The organism is Stenotrophomonas sp. 364 (genome assembly GCF_009832905.1).
Classification (GTDB): Bacteria; Pseudomonadota; Gammaproteobacteria; order Xanthomonadales; family Xanthomonadaceae; genus Stenotrophomonas; species Stenotrophomonas maltophilia_AP.
Window position 1 is genome coordinate 1,794,525 of the sequence record NZ_CP047135.1, and the last position, 13,821, is coordinate 1,808,345.

Annotated in this window: 11 protein-coding genes and 1 pseudogene; all 12 read right to left on the bottom strand. The window is 68.6% G+C overall.

The window, feature by feature from the left end:
• Window positions 1-195: 195 nt before the first annotated feature.
• The 12 genes and pseudogenes from GQ674_RS08305 to flhB all read right to left on the bottom strand — a co-directional run bounded on the left by GQ674_RS08305 (window position 196) and on the right by flhB (window position 13,775).
• Window positions 196-1,560: a chemotaxis protein CheW gene (locus GQ674_RS08305; protein ID WP_159496674.1), complete on the bottom strand. Its 1,365-nt coding sequence runs from the start codon at window positions 1,558-1,560 to the stop codon at window positions 196-198.
• Window positions 1,557-2,339, bottom strand: coding sequence for a ParA family protein (locus tag GQ674_RS08310; RefSeq protein ID WP_159496675.1), 783 nt, complete (start codon window positions 2,337-2,339; stop codon window positions 1,557-1,559). The genes GQ674_RS08305 and GQ674_RS08310 overlap by 4 nt, the downstream gene beginning before the upstream one ends.
• Window positions 2,340-2,503: 164 nt before the next feature.
• A pseudogene (motD, locus tag GQ674_RS08315) lies at window positions 2,504-3,334 on the bottom strand (flagellar motor protein MotD); the annotation flags it as partial.
• A 1-nt stretch (window position 3,335) separates the two neighbouring features.
• On the bottom strand, window positions 3,336-4,076 hold the full coding sequence (locus GQ674_RS08320; protein ID WP_159496677.1) for a flagellar motor protein: 741 nt from the start codon (window positions 4,074-4,076) through the stop codon (window positions 3,336-3,338).
• Between the two features lie 113 nt (window positions 4,077-4,189).
• Complete coding sequence (locus tag GQ674_RS08325) at window positions 4,190-5,998, bottom strand: chemotaxis protein CheA (protein ID WP_159496678.1); 1,809 nt, start codon at window positions 5,996-5,998, stop codon at window positions 4,190-4,192.
• A gap of 4 nt (window positions 5,999-6,002) precedes the next feature.
• On the bottom strand, window positions 6,003-6,617 hold the full coding sequence (locus GQ674_RS08330; RefSeq protein ID WP_159496679.1) for a protein phosphatase CheZ: 615 nt from the start codon (window positions 6,615-6,617) through the stop codon (window positions 6,003-6,005).
• Window positions 6,617-7,009, bottom strand: coding sequence for a chemotaxis response regulator CheY (gene cheY, locus GQ674_RS08335; protein WP_038688505.1), 393 nt, complete (start codon window positions 7,007-7,009; stop codon window positions 6,617-6,619). The genes GQ674_RS08330 and cheY overlap by 1 nt, the downstream gene beginning before the upstream one ends.
• A gap of 16 nt (window positions 7,010-7,025) precedes the next feature.
• A complete protein-coding gene (locus GQ674_RS08340; protein ID WP_038688503.1) occupies window positions 7,026-7,772 on the bottom strand; it encodes an RNA polymerase sigma factor FliA in 747 nt (248 codons plus the stop codon).
• Window positions 7,769-8,656, bottom strand: coding sequence for a MinD/ParA family protein (locus tag GQ674_RS08345; protein ID WP_038688502.1), 888 nt, complete (start codon window positions 8,654-8,656; stop codon window positions 7,769-7,771). The genes GQ674_RS08340 and GQ674_RS08345 overlap by 4 nt, the downstream gene beginning before the upstream one ends.
• Window positions 8,643-10,385: a flagellar biosynthesis protein FlhF gene (gene flhF / locus GQ674_RS08350; protein ID WP_159496680.1), complete on the bottom strand. Its 1,743-nt coding sequence runs from the start codon at window positions 10,383-10,385 to the stop codon at window positions 8,643-8,645. The genes GQ674_RS08345 and flhF overlap by 14 nt, the downstream gene beginning before the upstream one ends.
• A 154-nt stretch (window positions 10,386-10,539) precedes the next feature.
• Window positions 10,540-12,621: a flagellar biosynthesis protein FlhA gene (gene flhA, locus GQ674_RS08355; protein ID WP_201290264.1), complete on the bottom strand. Its 2,082-nt coding sequence runs from the start codon at window positions 12,619-12,621 to the stop codon at window positions 10,540-10,542.
• A 23-nt stretch (window positions 12,622-12,644) separates the two neighbouring features.
• Entirely contained in the window at window positions 12,645-13,775 is a 1,131-nt protein-coding gene (gene flhB, locus GQ674_RS08360; RefSeq protein ID WP_159496682.1) for a flagellar biosynthesis protein FlhB, read from the bottom strand.
• Between the last annotated feature and the right edge of the window lie 46 nt (window positions 13,776-13,821).

Consider the following 13,821-nt stretch of genomic DNA (forward strand, 5'->3'; position numbering starts at 1 on the left):
TAACGGCCTGAGCCCAAAAAGCTTTAGGGGAGGCGCGGGCGATCTTCATCATTCTGTCGGCCGGCCCGCCGGGGGTAGAGCCACCCCATGGGTGGCTGCGTAGCACGGCAGGACCCACACCCGCCGTCAGGTGGCCACGACGTCGGATCGGACGGCAGCCACCTATGGGGCGGCTCTACCGCGTGAGGGTTCCGGTCAGTTCAACAGCTGGGTGGCATCCAGCAGGATCATCGGCTGGGCGCTGATCCTGGCCACACCACGGAACAGGTCGTTGGAAATCTGGCAGATGCGGGCGGTATCGGGCGGCTCGATCTGCGAGTCGGTGAGGTTGGCCACGTCTTCCACGGCCGACACGCGCAGGCCCATGGTTTCGCCGTCTTCCTCGAGCACCACGATGCGGGTGTTGGCGTCTTCCTGGGCGGGACCGGCGCCCAGATGGATGCCCAGGTCCATCACCGGTACCACCTGGCCGCGCAGGTTCATGATGCCCAGCATGGCGTCGGCGGTACCGCGCAACGGCAGCAGCGGCACCGGCAGCACCACTTCCTGCACCTTGAGCAGTTCCAGTGCGTAGGCCTGGGCGCCACAACGCAGGCGCAGCCAGCGCGAGGTGCGCTCGCTGGCCCGACGGTTCTCGCGCGGGCTGGAGGCCGGATTGCGCGCCTGTGCCTGCAGCTCCTGCCAGCTGCCCGGCCGGGTGTGCGCCGGCGCCGGCGCGCTGCGGGCGCTGGGGGCACTCATCGGCATCGGGGTGGGCATGGCGCGGGCAGTGGGTATCTGGGTGGGGGCGGGGGCAGGGCGGGCAGGGGCCACCGGCGCTGCCACGGCGGCGACGGTCGGCGCACTATCGTGCAGCACATCGTCGGGAAGGTCGTCCCAGCTGGGCCTGGCCGCGTCCGCACCGGTACCTGCAGCGGAGAGAGCGGCGACCGGTGGGCCGAGCGCCGGATCGTTCATCAGCTCGTCGAGCAGGGCCAGGTTGGCCGGTGCGCCGGGCGAGGTGGGGGTGTCGTGGACGGGCGCGAGGGTCTCGACCGGTGGGCCGAGCGCGGGATCGTTCATCAGTTCGTCGAGCAGGGCCAGGTTGGCTGGTGCGCCGGGCGAGGTGGGGGTGTCGTGCACGATCGCGAGGGTCTCGACCGGTGGGCCGAGCGCGGGATCGTTCATCAGTTCAGCGAGCAGGGCCAGGTTGGCTGGTGCGCCGGGCGAGGTCGGGGTGTCGTGCACGGTCGCGAGGGTCTCGACCGGTGGGCCGAGCGCAGGATCGTTCATCAGCTCAGCGAGCAGGGCCAGGTTGGCCGGTGCGCCCGCGGCGGTGGGGGTGTCGAAATGCGCTGCGGGTGCGGGCGCGTCGCTGTCCGGATCAGTACCGGCATCGGCCAGCGCGTCGCGGGCGAACTCGGCGCTGATCGCACGCGCCACGCCATCGGCTTCGGCGTCGTCCTGCGCGGCCACCGCGGCGGTCGGCGGGGTCGATACGTCGGCCTGCACCGGTGCGGCCGGCACGGCATCGCCCAGCAGTTGTTCCAGGTAGTCGTCGAGCACGCCGGCGGTGTTCATGCCGCGCGCTCCATCTGCAGCGCGTCGTCGGCCATGATCCATTCCAGGGCACGGCGGTACGCGGCCAGGCCACGGCCAGGGTAGTCGTCCGACTGCGCCGGAATGGTCAGGCTGGCAGCATTGCAGATGCGGGTGTCGACCGGAATCGCGTCTTCCCAGACGCGGTGGCCGTGCGTGTCCTGCATCAGCTTGACGGTTTCGTTGCCGGCGCGGGTGCGGCGGTCGAACAGGGTCGGCAGGATCGACATCGGCAGCGGGCGGCGGCGCGAGCGTTCGACCATCTCGCCGGTCCGCACCATGCCGTCCAGCCCATGCAGGGCGAGCGGTTCGGCCTGGGTCGGAATGATCAGGCGGTCGGCGGCGGCCAGTGCATTGATCATCAGCAGGCCCAGCGTGGGCGCGCAGTCCAGCAGGATGTAGTCGTGCTGGCCCTGGTGGCGGGCAAAGGCGTTCTGCAGGGCCAGGCCGAGCCCGGGCTGGTTGGCGCTGCGCCGTTCCAGGGTGGCCAGCGCGGCCTGTGCGCACACGTAATCCAGGCCGGGAATAGTGCTGTGACGGCTGAGCGAGGACAGCTCGGCCGGCGGCGTCCCGAACAGCTCCAGCACGCCCTGCGGCGGCGGGTCCAGCGGCACGCCGAAGGCGCGGGTCAGCGACGAATGCGGATCGAGATCGATCAGCAGCACGCGGTGGCCCAGGGCGGCCAGGCCACGGCCGAGAGCCAGGCTCGTGGTGGTCTTGCCCACGCCGCCCTTCTGATTGGCGATTGCCCAGATGCGCATTCGGTTCACTCCTTCATTGCGGGGGAAACGGCGGCGCCCACGCGGCTGCCGGCCGGCACCGGTGGCAACTGCACCGGTGCGATGGGGGATATGGCGGGGGTCTTGCCGGGCGTGGCCGGGTCCGATTCGGCGGTCAACTGCGGCCCGATCGGATCCACGCCCTGCGCGGTGTCGGCCAGGATGATCACCATCACCCGCCGGTTGCGGTTGCGCCCTTCGGCGGTGGCATTGTCTTCGCGCGGGCGGAACTGGCCGTAGCCGACCATCGCCAGCCGCGACGGCTGCAGGCCCTGGTCGGCGAACAGGTGGACCACGCTGGCCGCGCGCCCGGCAGAGAGTTCCCAGTTGGAGGGGAACAACGGGGTGGCGATCGGAATGTTGTCGGTGTGACCTTCCACGCGCACGCCGTTGGGTGCCTCGCGCAGCACCTGGGCCAGCTTGGACAGGGTGTCGCGTGCGTGCACATCCAGCGTGGCCGAGCCGGTGGGGAACAGGATGTCGCTGTTGATCTCCACCTCGATCCACAGCTCGGTGCGGCGCACGGTGATCATGCCGCGCTCGATCAGCGGTGCCAGCGTGGCGGTGAGGCGGTCGGCGATGGTGTTGAGCTGGCGTTCGGCGCGCTGCAGCTGTTCCTGGTTGCGCACCGAAACGGGCATGCGCATCTGCGAGGCCATTGCCGGCAGCAGGGTGGGGTCGTTGGACGGCGCTGGCGCGGCCGGGCCGACGCGGTTGCCGGCCTTGATCACCGACGGGCTGTCCCAGCCGCCGCCCTGCACCTGCTGGTTGCCCACCTGCACCGGGTTGATGGTGCGCGGCGCGCCCCCGAAGGCGGTGGTCAGCGCATCGGCCATGACCCGGTACTTGCCTTCGTTGAGCGAGGAGATGGCGTACATCACCACGAAGAAGGCGAGCAGGAGCGTCATGAGGTCGGCATAGGGAATGGCCCAGGCCTCATGGTTGGCGTGCTCTTCGTGATGCTTGCGACGGGCCATGTCAGTGCAGGAACCCGGAGAGGTTGGTTTCGATGTTGCGCGGGTTTTCGCCCTGCGCGATCGAGATCAGGCCTTCGATGATCATTTCGCGGTCGCGGCTGTTGTGGTGGATCACGCTCTTCAGCTTGGCCGACACCGGCAGGAACAGCAGGTTGGCCGAGGCGATGCCGTAGATGGTGGCGGTGAACGCCGCGGCGATGCCGTGGCCGAGCTTGCTCGGGTCGGCCAGGTTCTTCATCACCGCGATCAGGCCCAGCACCGCGCCGATGATGCCCAGCGTGGGGGCGTAGATGCCCATTCCCTCGAACACCTTGGACGCGGCCAGGTCCTGGTGCTCCTGGCTGCTCAGTTCGATTTCCATCATGTGGCGGATGGTTTCCGGCTCCACGCCGTCCACCAGCAGCTGCAGGCCCTTGCGCAGGAACGGGTCGTTCTGCGCATCCACCTGGGTTTCCAGGCCGAGCAGGCCCTGGCGACGGGCGATGTTGCTCCATTCGACGATCTGCTTGATCAGTTCGTGGCGGTCGCTGCTGGGCGGCAGGATGACCCAGCGCACAATCTTGAAGGCATGCTTGAACACCGCCGGCGAGGTGTGCAGCAGGATGGAGGCGATGGTGCCGACGATCACGATCACGAAGGCGGCCGGCGACCACAGTGACGCCAGGCCGGCCCCCTTGAGGATGCTGCCGCCGACCAGTGAGGCCAGGGCGAGGAAAAGTCCGATGAGGCTGAGTCTGTCCATGGGTCCGTTATCGGCGTATGTGAATGGGACTTGAGATGCCGAAGGAATCCGGTGGGGCGGCGGTCACAGTTTTTCGGGGTAAAGCAGCCGACCAACGGTCGGCTCTACCGGCGTCAGCGGAGGCCGTCCACGTCGAGGATCAGCGACATGCGGCCGTCGCCGATCAGGGTGGCGCCGGCGTAACCGCGCAGGCCGCGCAGTGCCTTGGGCAGCGGTTTGATCACCACTTCCTCGCGGCCCCGCACCTGGTCCACCACCAGCCCGAAGCGGGCTTCGCCGGCCTGCAAAACCACGATGGTGAGCAGCGAGGAGGCAGCCGGTGCGACGGCGAGCCAATGGCGCAGGTCCACCAGCGGCAGCGTGTGCGACTTGCGGTCGAGCACGGCGCGGCCATCGAACCAGCCCAGCGAGGTGTTCGGTGCATGCAGCACCTCCATCACGCGGGCCAGCGGCAGGGCGTAGACGTCGTCGCCGGCCTGCACCAGCAACGTCGGCAGGATGGCCAGGGTGAGCGGGACGCGGATCATGAAGCGACTGCCACGGCCCAGCTCGGACTGGATCTGGATCTGGCCGCTGAGCTCGCGGATGCGCGACTGCACCACATCCATGCCTACGCCACGGCCGGAAATGTCGGTGACTTCCTGTTTGGTCGAGAAGCCCGGCAGGAACACCAGGTGCAGGCATTCCTCGCTGGTCAGGCGGGCGGCCGCTTCCGGATCGATCAGTCCCTTCTCACGTGCCTTCTGGCGCAGCCGTTCGGGATCGATGCCGGCGCCGTCGTCCTGGACTTCGATGCTGACGTAGTCGCCTTCCTGTTGCGCCGACAGCCGCACGTGGCCGCTGCGCGGCTTGCCCTGCGCTTCACGCAGATCGGGGGTTTCCACGCCGTGGTCGATGGCGTTGCGCACCAGGTGCACCAACGGGTCGGCCAGGGCTTCGACCAGGTTACGGTCGAGCTCGGTCTCGGCGCCGATCAGCTCCAGTTCCACTTCCTTCTTCAGGTTGCGCGCCACGTCGCGGGCGACCTTGGGGAAGCGCGAGAACACCTTGCCCACCGGCTGCATGCGGGTGCGCATCACCGCCGACTGCAGGCGTGCGGTGGCGATGTCCAGCGTGGAGACCGCGCGGTCGAGTTCTTCGTCGTGCAGGCGCGCACGCAGGGTCTTGAGCCGGTTGCGTGACAGCACCAGTTCGCCGATCAGGTTGACGATGGCGTCCAGGCGCTTGGTGTCCACGCGCACGGTGTGCTCGGCTTCGGCCACCGGCTTGTTGGCGGCCGGCTTGGCGGCCGGTGCTGCCGCTGCACGGGGCGGCGGTGCGGGCGCGGCCACCGGCTTGGCGCCGGGCACGGCACCGCCATGCAGCTGGTCGAGCAGCGCCTCGAACTCGTCTTCGCCGATCAGGCCATCATCGGCCTTGCCGGCTCCCGCCACGGCGGTGGGTGCGGCGCCGCCGTGCAGGGTGTCGAGCAGGGCTTCGAACTCATCGTCGGTGATCAGCTCGCCGCTGACCGGGGCGGCAACTGCCGCCACCGGAGTGGCCGGGCCGTTGACGTCGAACTGTGCGATCAGCTCCGGCGGCGCATACCCGGGCTCTTCGCCGGCCGACACCGAATCCAGCATCGACTGCAGGTAGTCCAGCGACTGCTGGGCCGCATCGAAGTGGTGGGCCTGCAGCGTGGCCTTGCCGGAGCGGGCCATGCCCAGGGTTTCCTCGGCGGCATGGCACAGCTCGACCATGGCCTGGATGCCGAGGAAGCCGGCACCGCCCTTGAGCGTGTGGAAGCCGCGGAACACCGCATTGAGCTGGTCGCTGTCCTGGGGCGACTGCTCCAGCGACACCAGCTGTTCGCCGAGGCGGTCCAGGATTTCCTGGGCCTCGAGGATGAAATCGGCGGCAATATCGTCTGGAACAGCGCTCATGGTGTTACAGCCCCAAATCCGAAAGCAGGTCGTCAGCATCCACCTGGGATACCTGGTGACGGTCCAGGCCACTCACGGCCGGGCCGGCCAGGCCGTTGTCCCGCTTCTGCGCGGTGTCGTCCTGCGGCGGCAGGCCGAGTGCGCCAAACCCTTCGTGCACGCGACGCACGATCCCCACCACGCGGCGGATGATCTGCCCGGTGAGGTCCTGGTAGCTTTGGGTAAGGGCGATCTCGGTGAGGTTGTGGCGGATCCGGTCCAGCTGCTGGTCCTGGTCGGCGGTGAGGCCATTGGCCCGCAGCTGTTCGGTCAGGGCCCGGCATTCCTCGGCCAGGTCCAGGGTGCGGTGGGTGGCCTGTTCGGTCATCGTCACCACGTGGTCCAGGCGCGCGCAGGCATCGTCCAGCTCGCCGGCTTCGCTGGGCAGGCTGGGCAGTTCGCCCAGGGCCTGGCCCAGTTCGCGGGCGAGCCGGTTCAGGCCGGCCATCATCGGCTGGGTGCGCAGGGCAGCCAGCGCGTCGATTTCCCGGCGCCAGCCGGCTTCATCGCCGCTTTCCAGCGCAGCCAGGGCGTCCTGCAGGCGCTGCACCAGCGCGGATTTGTCGCGAAGGGTTTCCATCAGGCGCTCGCTGCCAGGCGTTCGAAGATCTTGCCGAGCTTTTCTTCCAGGGTCTGCGCGGTGAACGGCTTGATGATGTAGCCGTTGACGCCGCACTGGGCCGCTTCGATGATCTGTTCGCGCTTGGCTTCGGCGGTGACCATCAGTACCGGCAGGGTCTTCAGCTTGGCGTCGGCGCGGATCGCCTTGAGCAGGTCGATGCCGGTCATCACCGGCATGTTCCAGTCGGTGACCACGAAATCGAACGGCTGGCTCTGCAGCAGCGACAGCGCGGCATGCCCGTCCTCGGCTTCGGCCGTATTGGTGAAGCCCAGATCGCCCAGCAAATTCTTGACGATACGACGCATGGTCGAGAAATCGTCGACGATCAAGATACGCATGTTCTTGTTCAAAGCACTTTCCTCGGTATCAAGTGTTCGCGAGGCCGGCGTCGGCCGCCTCGAAGATCTTCAATCGGCCCCGCAGGCGCAGCACGGCCTGGCCGTGGATCTGGCACACGCGTGACTCGCTGACGCCCAGTACGGCGCCGATCTCTTTCAGATTCAGTTCCTGCTCGTAGTACAGCGACAGCACCAGCTGCTCGCGCTCGGGCAGCAGGCCGATCGCATTGCCCAGTTCACGGCCGAACTCGCCGCGCTCCAGCACCTGCTGCGGGGTCGGGCCGCCCTGGGCGACGGTGTCCAGCTCGCCCTGGTCCTCGATCCGCGATTCCAGGCTCAACACCTGGCCGCGTGCGGCGTCTTCCATCAGGCGCAGGTAGTCCGGCAGCGGCATGTCCATGGCGGCGGCCACTTCGGTGGCGCTGGCGGCACGGCCGGTGCTCTGTTCCAGGCGGCGGATGGTGGACGCGGCGTCGCGGGCACGGCGGTGCACCGAACGCGGCACCCAGTCGCCCCGGCGGATCTCGTCGATCATCGAACCGCGGATGCGGATCGAGGCGTAGGTCTCGAACGAGGCGCCCTGGTCGGCGTCGTAGCTGCGCGAGGCCTCGATCAGGCCCATCATGCCGGCCTGGATCAGGTCATCCACTTCCACGCTGGCCGGCAGGCGCGCGGCCAGGTGGTGGGCGATGCGGCGCACCAGGTCCGAATGCTGGGCAATGCACTCGTTGGCGGCGGTGCGTTGCACCTCTTTGTATTGTGCGGCGCCTTTCATGCGGTCACCCCGCGTTGCTTGAGGATGCGTTCCAGGAAGAATTCGACCCCGCCACGCGGCTCGGTCGGAGCCTGCCAGCGGGCGGTGCGGCGGGCGATCTCGGTGATCGCCTGGGCGGCCGGGCTGGACGGGTAGGCCTTGACCACCGGCTGCTGGCGCTGCACCGACAGGCGCAGCCAGTCGTCCTGCGGCACGCAGCCGAGGTAGTTCAGCGACACATCGGCCAGGAACTTCTCGCAGACCCGGGTCAGCTTTTCATACAGCACGCGGCCTTCGTTGGGGTCGCGCACCATGTTGGCCACCACCTGGATACGGTCCACCCCGCGTTCGCGCGAGAGCACCTTGATCAGCGCGTAGGCGTCGGTGATCGAGGCCGGTTCGTCGCAGACCACCACCACGGTGTCCTGGGCGGCCTGGCAGAAGGTCAGCACCCCGTCGGTGATGCCGGCGGCGGTGTCCACCACCATGAAGTCCAGCTCACGCTCCAGTTCGGAGAACACGTTGACCAGGCCCACGTGCTCTGCCGGCTGCAGTTCGGCCATGTGGCGGCGACCGGATGCGGCCGGTACCACCAGCACGCCACCGGGGCCTTCCATGATCACTTCATCCAGGGTGCAGCGCCCGGCGACCAGGTCGGCCAGGGTCAGCTTGGGCTGCAGGCCCAGGATCACATCGATGTTGGCCAGCCCGAGGTCCGCATCCAGCAGCAGCGTGCGCTTGCCCATGTCGGCGAGCGCCACGGCCAGGTTGGCCGACACGTTGGTCTTGCCCACGCCGCCCTTGCCGCCGGTGACGGCGATGGTGCGCACAGGGCCCAGCGGCTGGCTGCGGGTGGCAGACAACGGGAAGGTCTTGGTCAGCTTGGCGTACTCACGCGACGGCATGGTTCAACTCCGGGTTGCAGGGCATATCGGCCGCGCGGCGCAAATCTTCAAGGCGAAGTACAAGATTGGCGGCACTGGCCCGGTGCAGGTCTTCGGGAACGTCCTGGCCATCGGTGACCCAGGTGATCGGCAGGCGGTGGTCCACGGCCACCGACAGGGCGGTGCCGAAGCGGCCGGTTTCGTCCAGCTTGCTCAGCACCACGCCCTGCGGGTTGGCGGCGCTGAAGCGGCGGACCACCTCGTCCATGTCGCCGAAGCTGGTGTTGGCCGGCAGTACCAGTAGCGTGCGGATCTGCTCGGCGGCGCGCAGCCACTGCAGCTGGGCGGCCAGGGCACGGTCACGCGGACCCAGCCCGGCGGTGTCGATCAGCACCAGCTTGTAATCCTGCAGGCGCTCCAGGAGCTGGTTCAGGTCGCTGCCGCTGTTGGCTTCGTGCACTGCGATGCCAAGCTGGCGGCCGAAGCCATACAGCTGCTCGCGGGCGCCGATGCGGCCGGTATCGGTGGTGACCAGGGCCACGTCGCGGGCGGCATGCTTCTCGGCGAAGCGCGAGGCCAGCTTGGCGATCGTGGTGGTTTTGCCGGCACCGGTCGGGCCGACCAGGGCGATCACGCCGCCGGACTCCAGCGGGTCGACCGGGGCGATCGGCAACTTGCGCGACAGCAGGCCCAGCGTCAGACCGCGGCCACGGTGGGCTTCGGTGTCCAGCGGGATCTGCATGGCCACGTCGCGGCTGATGCCGGCGTCGAAGCCATATTCGTCCATCAGGTCCAGCGCGGCGGCGCGGACCGGCGAGCCGCGGAGGCGCTCGTCGGTGAAGCGGTGCATTTCGCGCTCGATGACGTGGCGCATGCCGGCCACTTCATGGCGCAGCTGGCGGATCTCTTCGTCGTCACGCTGCACCACCACCAGTTCGGCGGCGGGCTGCGGCTGGGCCTGCGCCGGTTCCGTGACGGCAACCGGTGCCGGGTTTTCGGCGCGCACCTCGGCGACGGCGGCCAGCGGCTGCGGCATCACGGGGGCGACGGCCTCGGCAACCGGCAGGGCCGGCGGCACGGTCACGCTGACCGGCAGCGGCGGCATCGCCACGGCGGCGGCCGGCACGTGCATCTGGAAGTGCGGTTCGTCGTCCAGCGGCGGGTCGATGATGAAGCGGGCGCGGTTGATCGGCGGGGCGACGGTGGCGACGGCAGCGTCGGCGGCCACCGGCTCGGCCTGTGCCAGCGCCGGCGACGCGGCGGCGGCCTGCTCGACGTTGAACGGGGCGAAGATCTGTTCCGGCAGCGCGCTCATGCCGGCCGCCGGGGCGGTGGCGGCGCGGGCCAGGGTGGCCGCGAAGCCGCTGCTGCCCGGCGGCGGCACGATCTCGTTGGCGGTGTCCAGGGTACGGCCGGTGGCACCCACTGCGGCACGCGCCAGCGCGGCCACCGCGGAGGTGGTCGCGGCCACCGGTTCGGCCGCCACCACGGTCGGCTTGCGACGGGTCACCGCGGCGATCACCGCATCGGCGGCATTGCGCGGTCGCGGCGCCGGGGCGGGGGCCACGTCCTTGCGCGCTGCTTCCAGCGCACGCTGCACCGCACCTTCGTCGTAGTTCGCCGCGGCCACGATCTCGACGCCTTCCTCGATCCGCCGGTTCGACAGGATCACCGCATCAGGACCATGTTCCTTGCGCACCAGGTTCATGGCCGAGCGCATATCGGGAGCGACGAAGCGTTTGATTTTCATGCTGTGGTACCGGGACTGGGGCGGCGGGGTGGTGGAAGGGAAGCGCTGGTTGTCGGTGGTCTGCACGGTCCGGGTTTCCCTTTGTGTCCTGCTGCGTTGATATCGAAATGGGGGTGTGTCTGTTTTCTGGCGCATGTCCGTCGGCGTTCCGACGTCAGCTGATCGTGCCGACCAGCTTCAGTCGTTTGTCCTCGGGTACCTCGCTGTAGGCCAGCACCGACAGCGAGGGGACGCTGTGGCGTACCAGCCGTGCCAGCGCGGCACGCACCGGGCCGGGTACCAGCACGACCGCCGGCTCGTTCTTCGCTTCCTGCTTGCTGACACATTCGGCCAGGCTCTGGTGCAGTCGCTCAGCGAGTCCGGGTTCCAGCGCGGCGCCGTTGCCCTGTGTGGACTCCTGCAAGACACGTTCCAATTGCGGGTTGAGGGTGAACACCGGCAGCTCGGCCGACATGCCGGCGATCTCCTGCACAATGAAACGGCCCAGTGCGTTACGCACCGCGGCGGTCAGCGTGGCCGGGTCCTGGCTGAGCGGTGCGTTCTCCACCAGCGATTCGACGATCTTGCGCAGCTGGCGGATCGGAATGCGTTCGATCAGCAGGTTCTGCAGCACCCGCACCACCGCCGACAAGGGCAGCGACTTCGGAGTGAGGTCTTCGACCAGCTTGGGCGCGCTCTTGGCCAGGTTGGCCAGCAGCTGCTGCACTTCCTCGTGGCCGAGCAGTTCCGGCGCGTGTTCGCGGATCAGGTGCGACAGGTGGGTGGCGACCACGGTGGCCGGGTCGACCACGGTGTAGCCCATGGTTTCGGCGTGGGCACGCTGGTGCGGCTGGATCCAGGTGGCGTCCAGGCCGAACGCGGGGTCCTTGCCGGCAATGCCCTCCAGCGCACCGAGCGCGCTGCCCGGGTCCAGCGCCAGCTCGCGGTCGGGGTGGATCTCGGCGGTGGCCACCGGCACGCCGTGGATCAGCAGGCGGTAGGCGGTGGCCGGCAGCTCCAGGTTGTCGCGGATGTGCACCGAGGGAATCAGGAAGCCGATGTCGTGGGTGAGCTTGCGGCGCACGCCCTTGATCCGGGCCATCAGCTCGCCGCCCTGGTTTTTGTCCACCAGCGGGATCAGCCGGTAGCCCACTTCCAGGCCCAGCGGGTCGACCGGGCGCAGTTCGTCCCAGGTCAGTTCGGCGGTGGGCGAGGGCGTGGCACCGGGCAGGCCGAGGGTCTCGCCGCGGCTGGCGGCCGGCGTTTCGGCGGCGCGTGCGGCGGCGGTGCTCTTCTTCCAGGCCTTCCAGGCCACCACGCCGAGGATCGCGGCCAGCGTCAAGAAGGCGACGTTGGGCATGCCCGGCACCAGCCCGACCACGCCCATGATGGCGGCGGCGATGGTGAGCGCGCGGTACTGGCCGAACACCTGGCCCATCATGGCCTGCGCCATGTCCTGCGAGCGCGACGCGCGGGTGACCAGCATGGCCACCGCCGAGGACACCAGCAGTGCCGGCAGCTGCGCCACCAGGCCGTCACCGATGGACAGCAGGGTGTAGGTGGCGGCGGCGTCGCCGAACGGCATGCCGTGTTGGAGCACGCCGACGGCCAGGCCGCCGAGCAGGTTGATGAACAGGATCAGGATGCCGGCGATGGCGTCGCCGCGGATGAACTTGCTGGCACCGTCCATCGCGCCGTAGAAGTCGGCTTCCTCACGCACTTCCTCGCGGCGGGCCTTGGCCTCCTCGCGCGTCAGCAAACCGGCGTTGAGGTCGGCATCGATGGCCATCTGCTTGCCGGGCATGGCGTCCAGGATGAAGCGGGCGGTCACTTCGGACACGCGCCCGGCCCCCTTGGTGATCACCACGAAGTTGATGATGGTCAAGATGGCGAAGACCACGATGCCGACCGCGTAGTTGCCGCCGATCACGAACTCACCGAACGCGGCGATCACCTTGCCCGCCGCCTCGTGGCCGTTCTGCCCGTGCAGCAGGATCACGCGGGTGGAGGCCACGTTCAGCGCCAGCCGCAGCATGGTGGTGATCAGCAGTACGATCGGGAAGATGGTGAAGTCCAGCGGGCGCTTCACGTACACCACCGCCAGCAGCACCATCAGCGAGATGGCGATGTTGAAGGTGAACAGCGCATCCAGCACCGGCGGGGCCAGCGGCACCACCACCATGGCCAGCAGCGCCAGCACGATCAGCGGGGCGCCCAGCCCGTTGCGGATCATGTCCAGGACCTTGCGGGCGTTCATGCCGGCACCGACGGGCTGGGCGCTCATGCGCGGCCTCCCGTGCCGAATTCATCCACGTTGATGCTCGGGGCGGCCGGCATCGGGCCGCCGCGCCAGGTGCGCAGCTGGTAAACGTAGGACAGGACCTGGGCAACGGCCGAATACAGTCTCACGGGAATTTCCTTTCCAAGTTGACCTTCCCGATACAAGGCGCGTGCCAAAGGCGGGGCGGAGACGATGGCGACCTTGTTGCCGTCGGCTACTTCACGGATGCGCAGGGCGGTTTCATCCACGCCCAGGGCCACCACGGTGGGGGCGCCCATCTTGCCGCCCTCGTACTTCAGGGCCACCGCGTAGTGGGTGGGGTTGACCACCACCACGTCGGCGGTGGGCACCGCTTCCATCATCCGGCGGTTGGACAGCTGCTGCTGCAGCTGGCGGATGCGGCCCTTCACTTCGGGGCTGCCTTCGCTTTCCTTCATTTCCCGGCGCAGCTCTTCGCGGGTCATCTTCAGCTTGCGCATCCAGTTCCAGCGCTGGTAGGGCGCATCGAAGGCCGCCAGGAGCATCATCGCCCCGCCGGTGGCCAGCATCAGCTTCAGGGTGAAGCCCAGGCCATGCACCATGGCTGCTTCCAGTGGCTGGTTGAGCAGGTCGCGCAGCGAGCGGGTGCCATGCCAGACCACCAGCCCGGCGGCGGTGCCGACAAAAGCGATGCGCAGCAATGACTTGGTGAACTCGGCAATGGCTTCGGGTCCGTACAGGCGCTTCATCCCGGCCATCGGGCTGAGCCGCTTGAAATCGGGCATCAGCGACTTGTTCGACCAGCGCAGCCCGCCCATCAGCACCGGTGACAGGAAGCTGGCCAGCAGGCAGATCAGCACCAGCGGCCACATTGCCCACAGCAACTGCAGCAACAGCTCGCCGAAGTGGCCGAACAGGGCCTGGGGGTGCATGCGCAGACCGGGTTCCGGGCTCAGCGCCAGCTTCATCCAGGCCTTGGCACTGCTGCTGATGGTCCCGGCATAGGCCATCAGCGCCAGCACGCCGGCGCCGAACACCGCGGCGGTGGCCAACTCCCGCGAGCGCGGGATGTTGCCCTGCTCGCGGGCATCGCGCAGGCGTTTTTCGGTAGGTTGCTCGGTCTTTTCGCCGGCTTGTTCGTTCTCGGACATGGGCTGCACGACACGGGGGGATTACCCGGGGTCGTGCAAGAACCGT

What these genes read in the sequence shown, in the direction of transcription:
- GQ674_RS08305 (WP_159496674.1), bottom strand. Translation starts at nt 1,560, where the DNA reads ATGAACACCGCCGGCGTGCTCGACGACTACCTGGAACAACTGCTGGGC.
- GQ674_RS08310 (WP_159496675.1), bottom strand. Translation starts at nt 2,339, where the DNA reads ATGCGCATCTGGGCAATCGCCAATCAGAAGGGCGGCGTGGGCAAGACC.
- GQ674_RS08320 (WP_159496677.1), bottom strand. Translation starts at nt 4,076, where the DNA reads ATGGACAGACTCAGCCTCATCGGACTTTTCCTCGCCCTGGCCTCACTG.
- GQ674_RS08325 (WP_159496678.1), bottom strand. Translation starts at nt 5,998, where the DNA reads ATGAGCGCTGTTCCAGACGATATTGCCGCCGATTTCATCCTCGAGGCC.
- GQ674_RS08330 (WP_159496679.1), bottom strand. Translation starts at nt 6,617, where the DNA reads ATGGAAACCCTTCGCGACAAATCCGCGCTGGTGCAGCGCCTGCAGGAC.
- GQ674_RS08340 (WP_038688503.1), bottom strand. Translation starts at nt 7,772, where the DNA reads ATGAAAGGCGCCGCACAATACAAAGAGGTGCAACGCACCGCCGCCAAC.
- GQ674_RS08345 (WP_038688502.1), bottom strand. Translation starts at nt 8,656, where the DNA reads ATGCCGTCGCGTGAGTACGCCAAGCTGACCAAGACCTTCCCGTTGTCT.
- flhF (WP_159496680.1), bottom strand. Translation starts at nt 10,385, where the DNA reads ATGAAAATCAAACGCTTCGTCGCTCCCGATATGCGCTCGGCCATGAAC.
- flhA (WP_201290264.1), bottom strand. Translation starts at nt 12,621, where the DNA reads ATGAACGCCCGCAAGGTCCTGGACATGATCCGCAACGGGCTGGGCGCC.
- flhB (WP_159496682.1), bottom strand. Translation starts at nt 13,775, where the DNA reads ATGTCCGAGAACGAACAAGCCGGCGAAAAGACCGAGCAACCTACCGAA.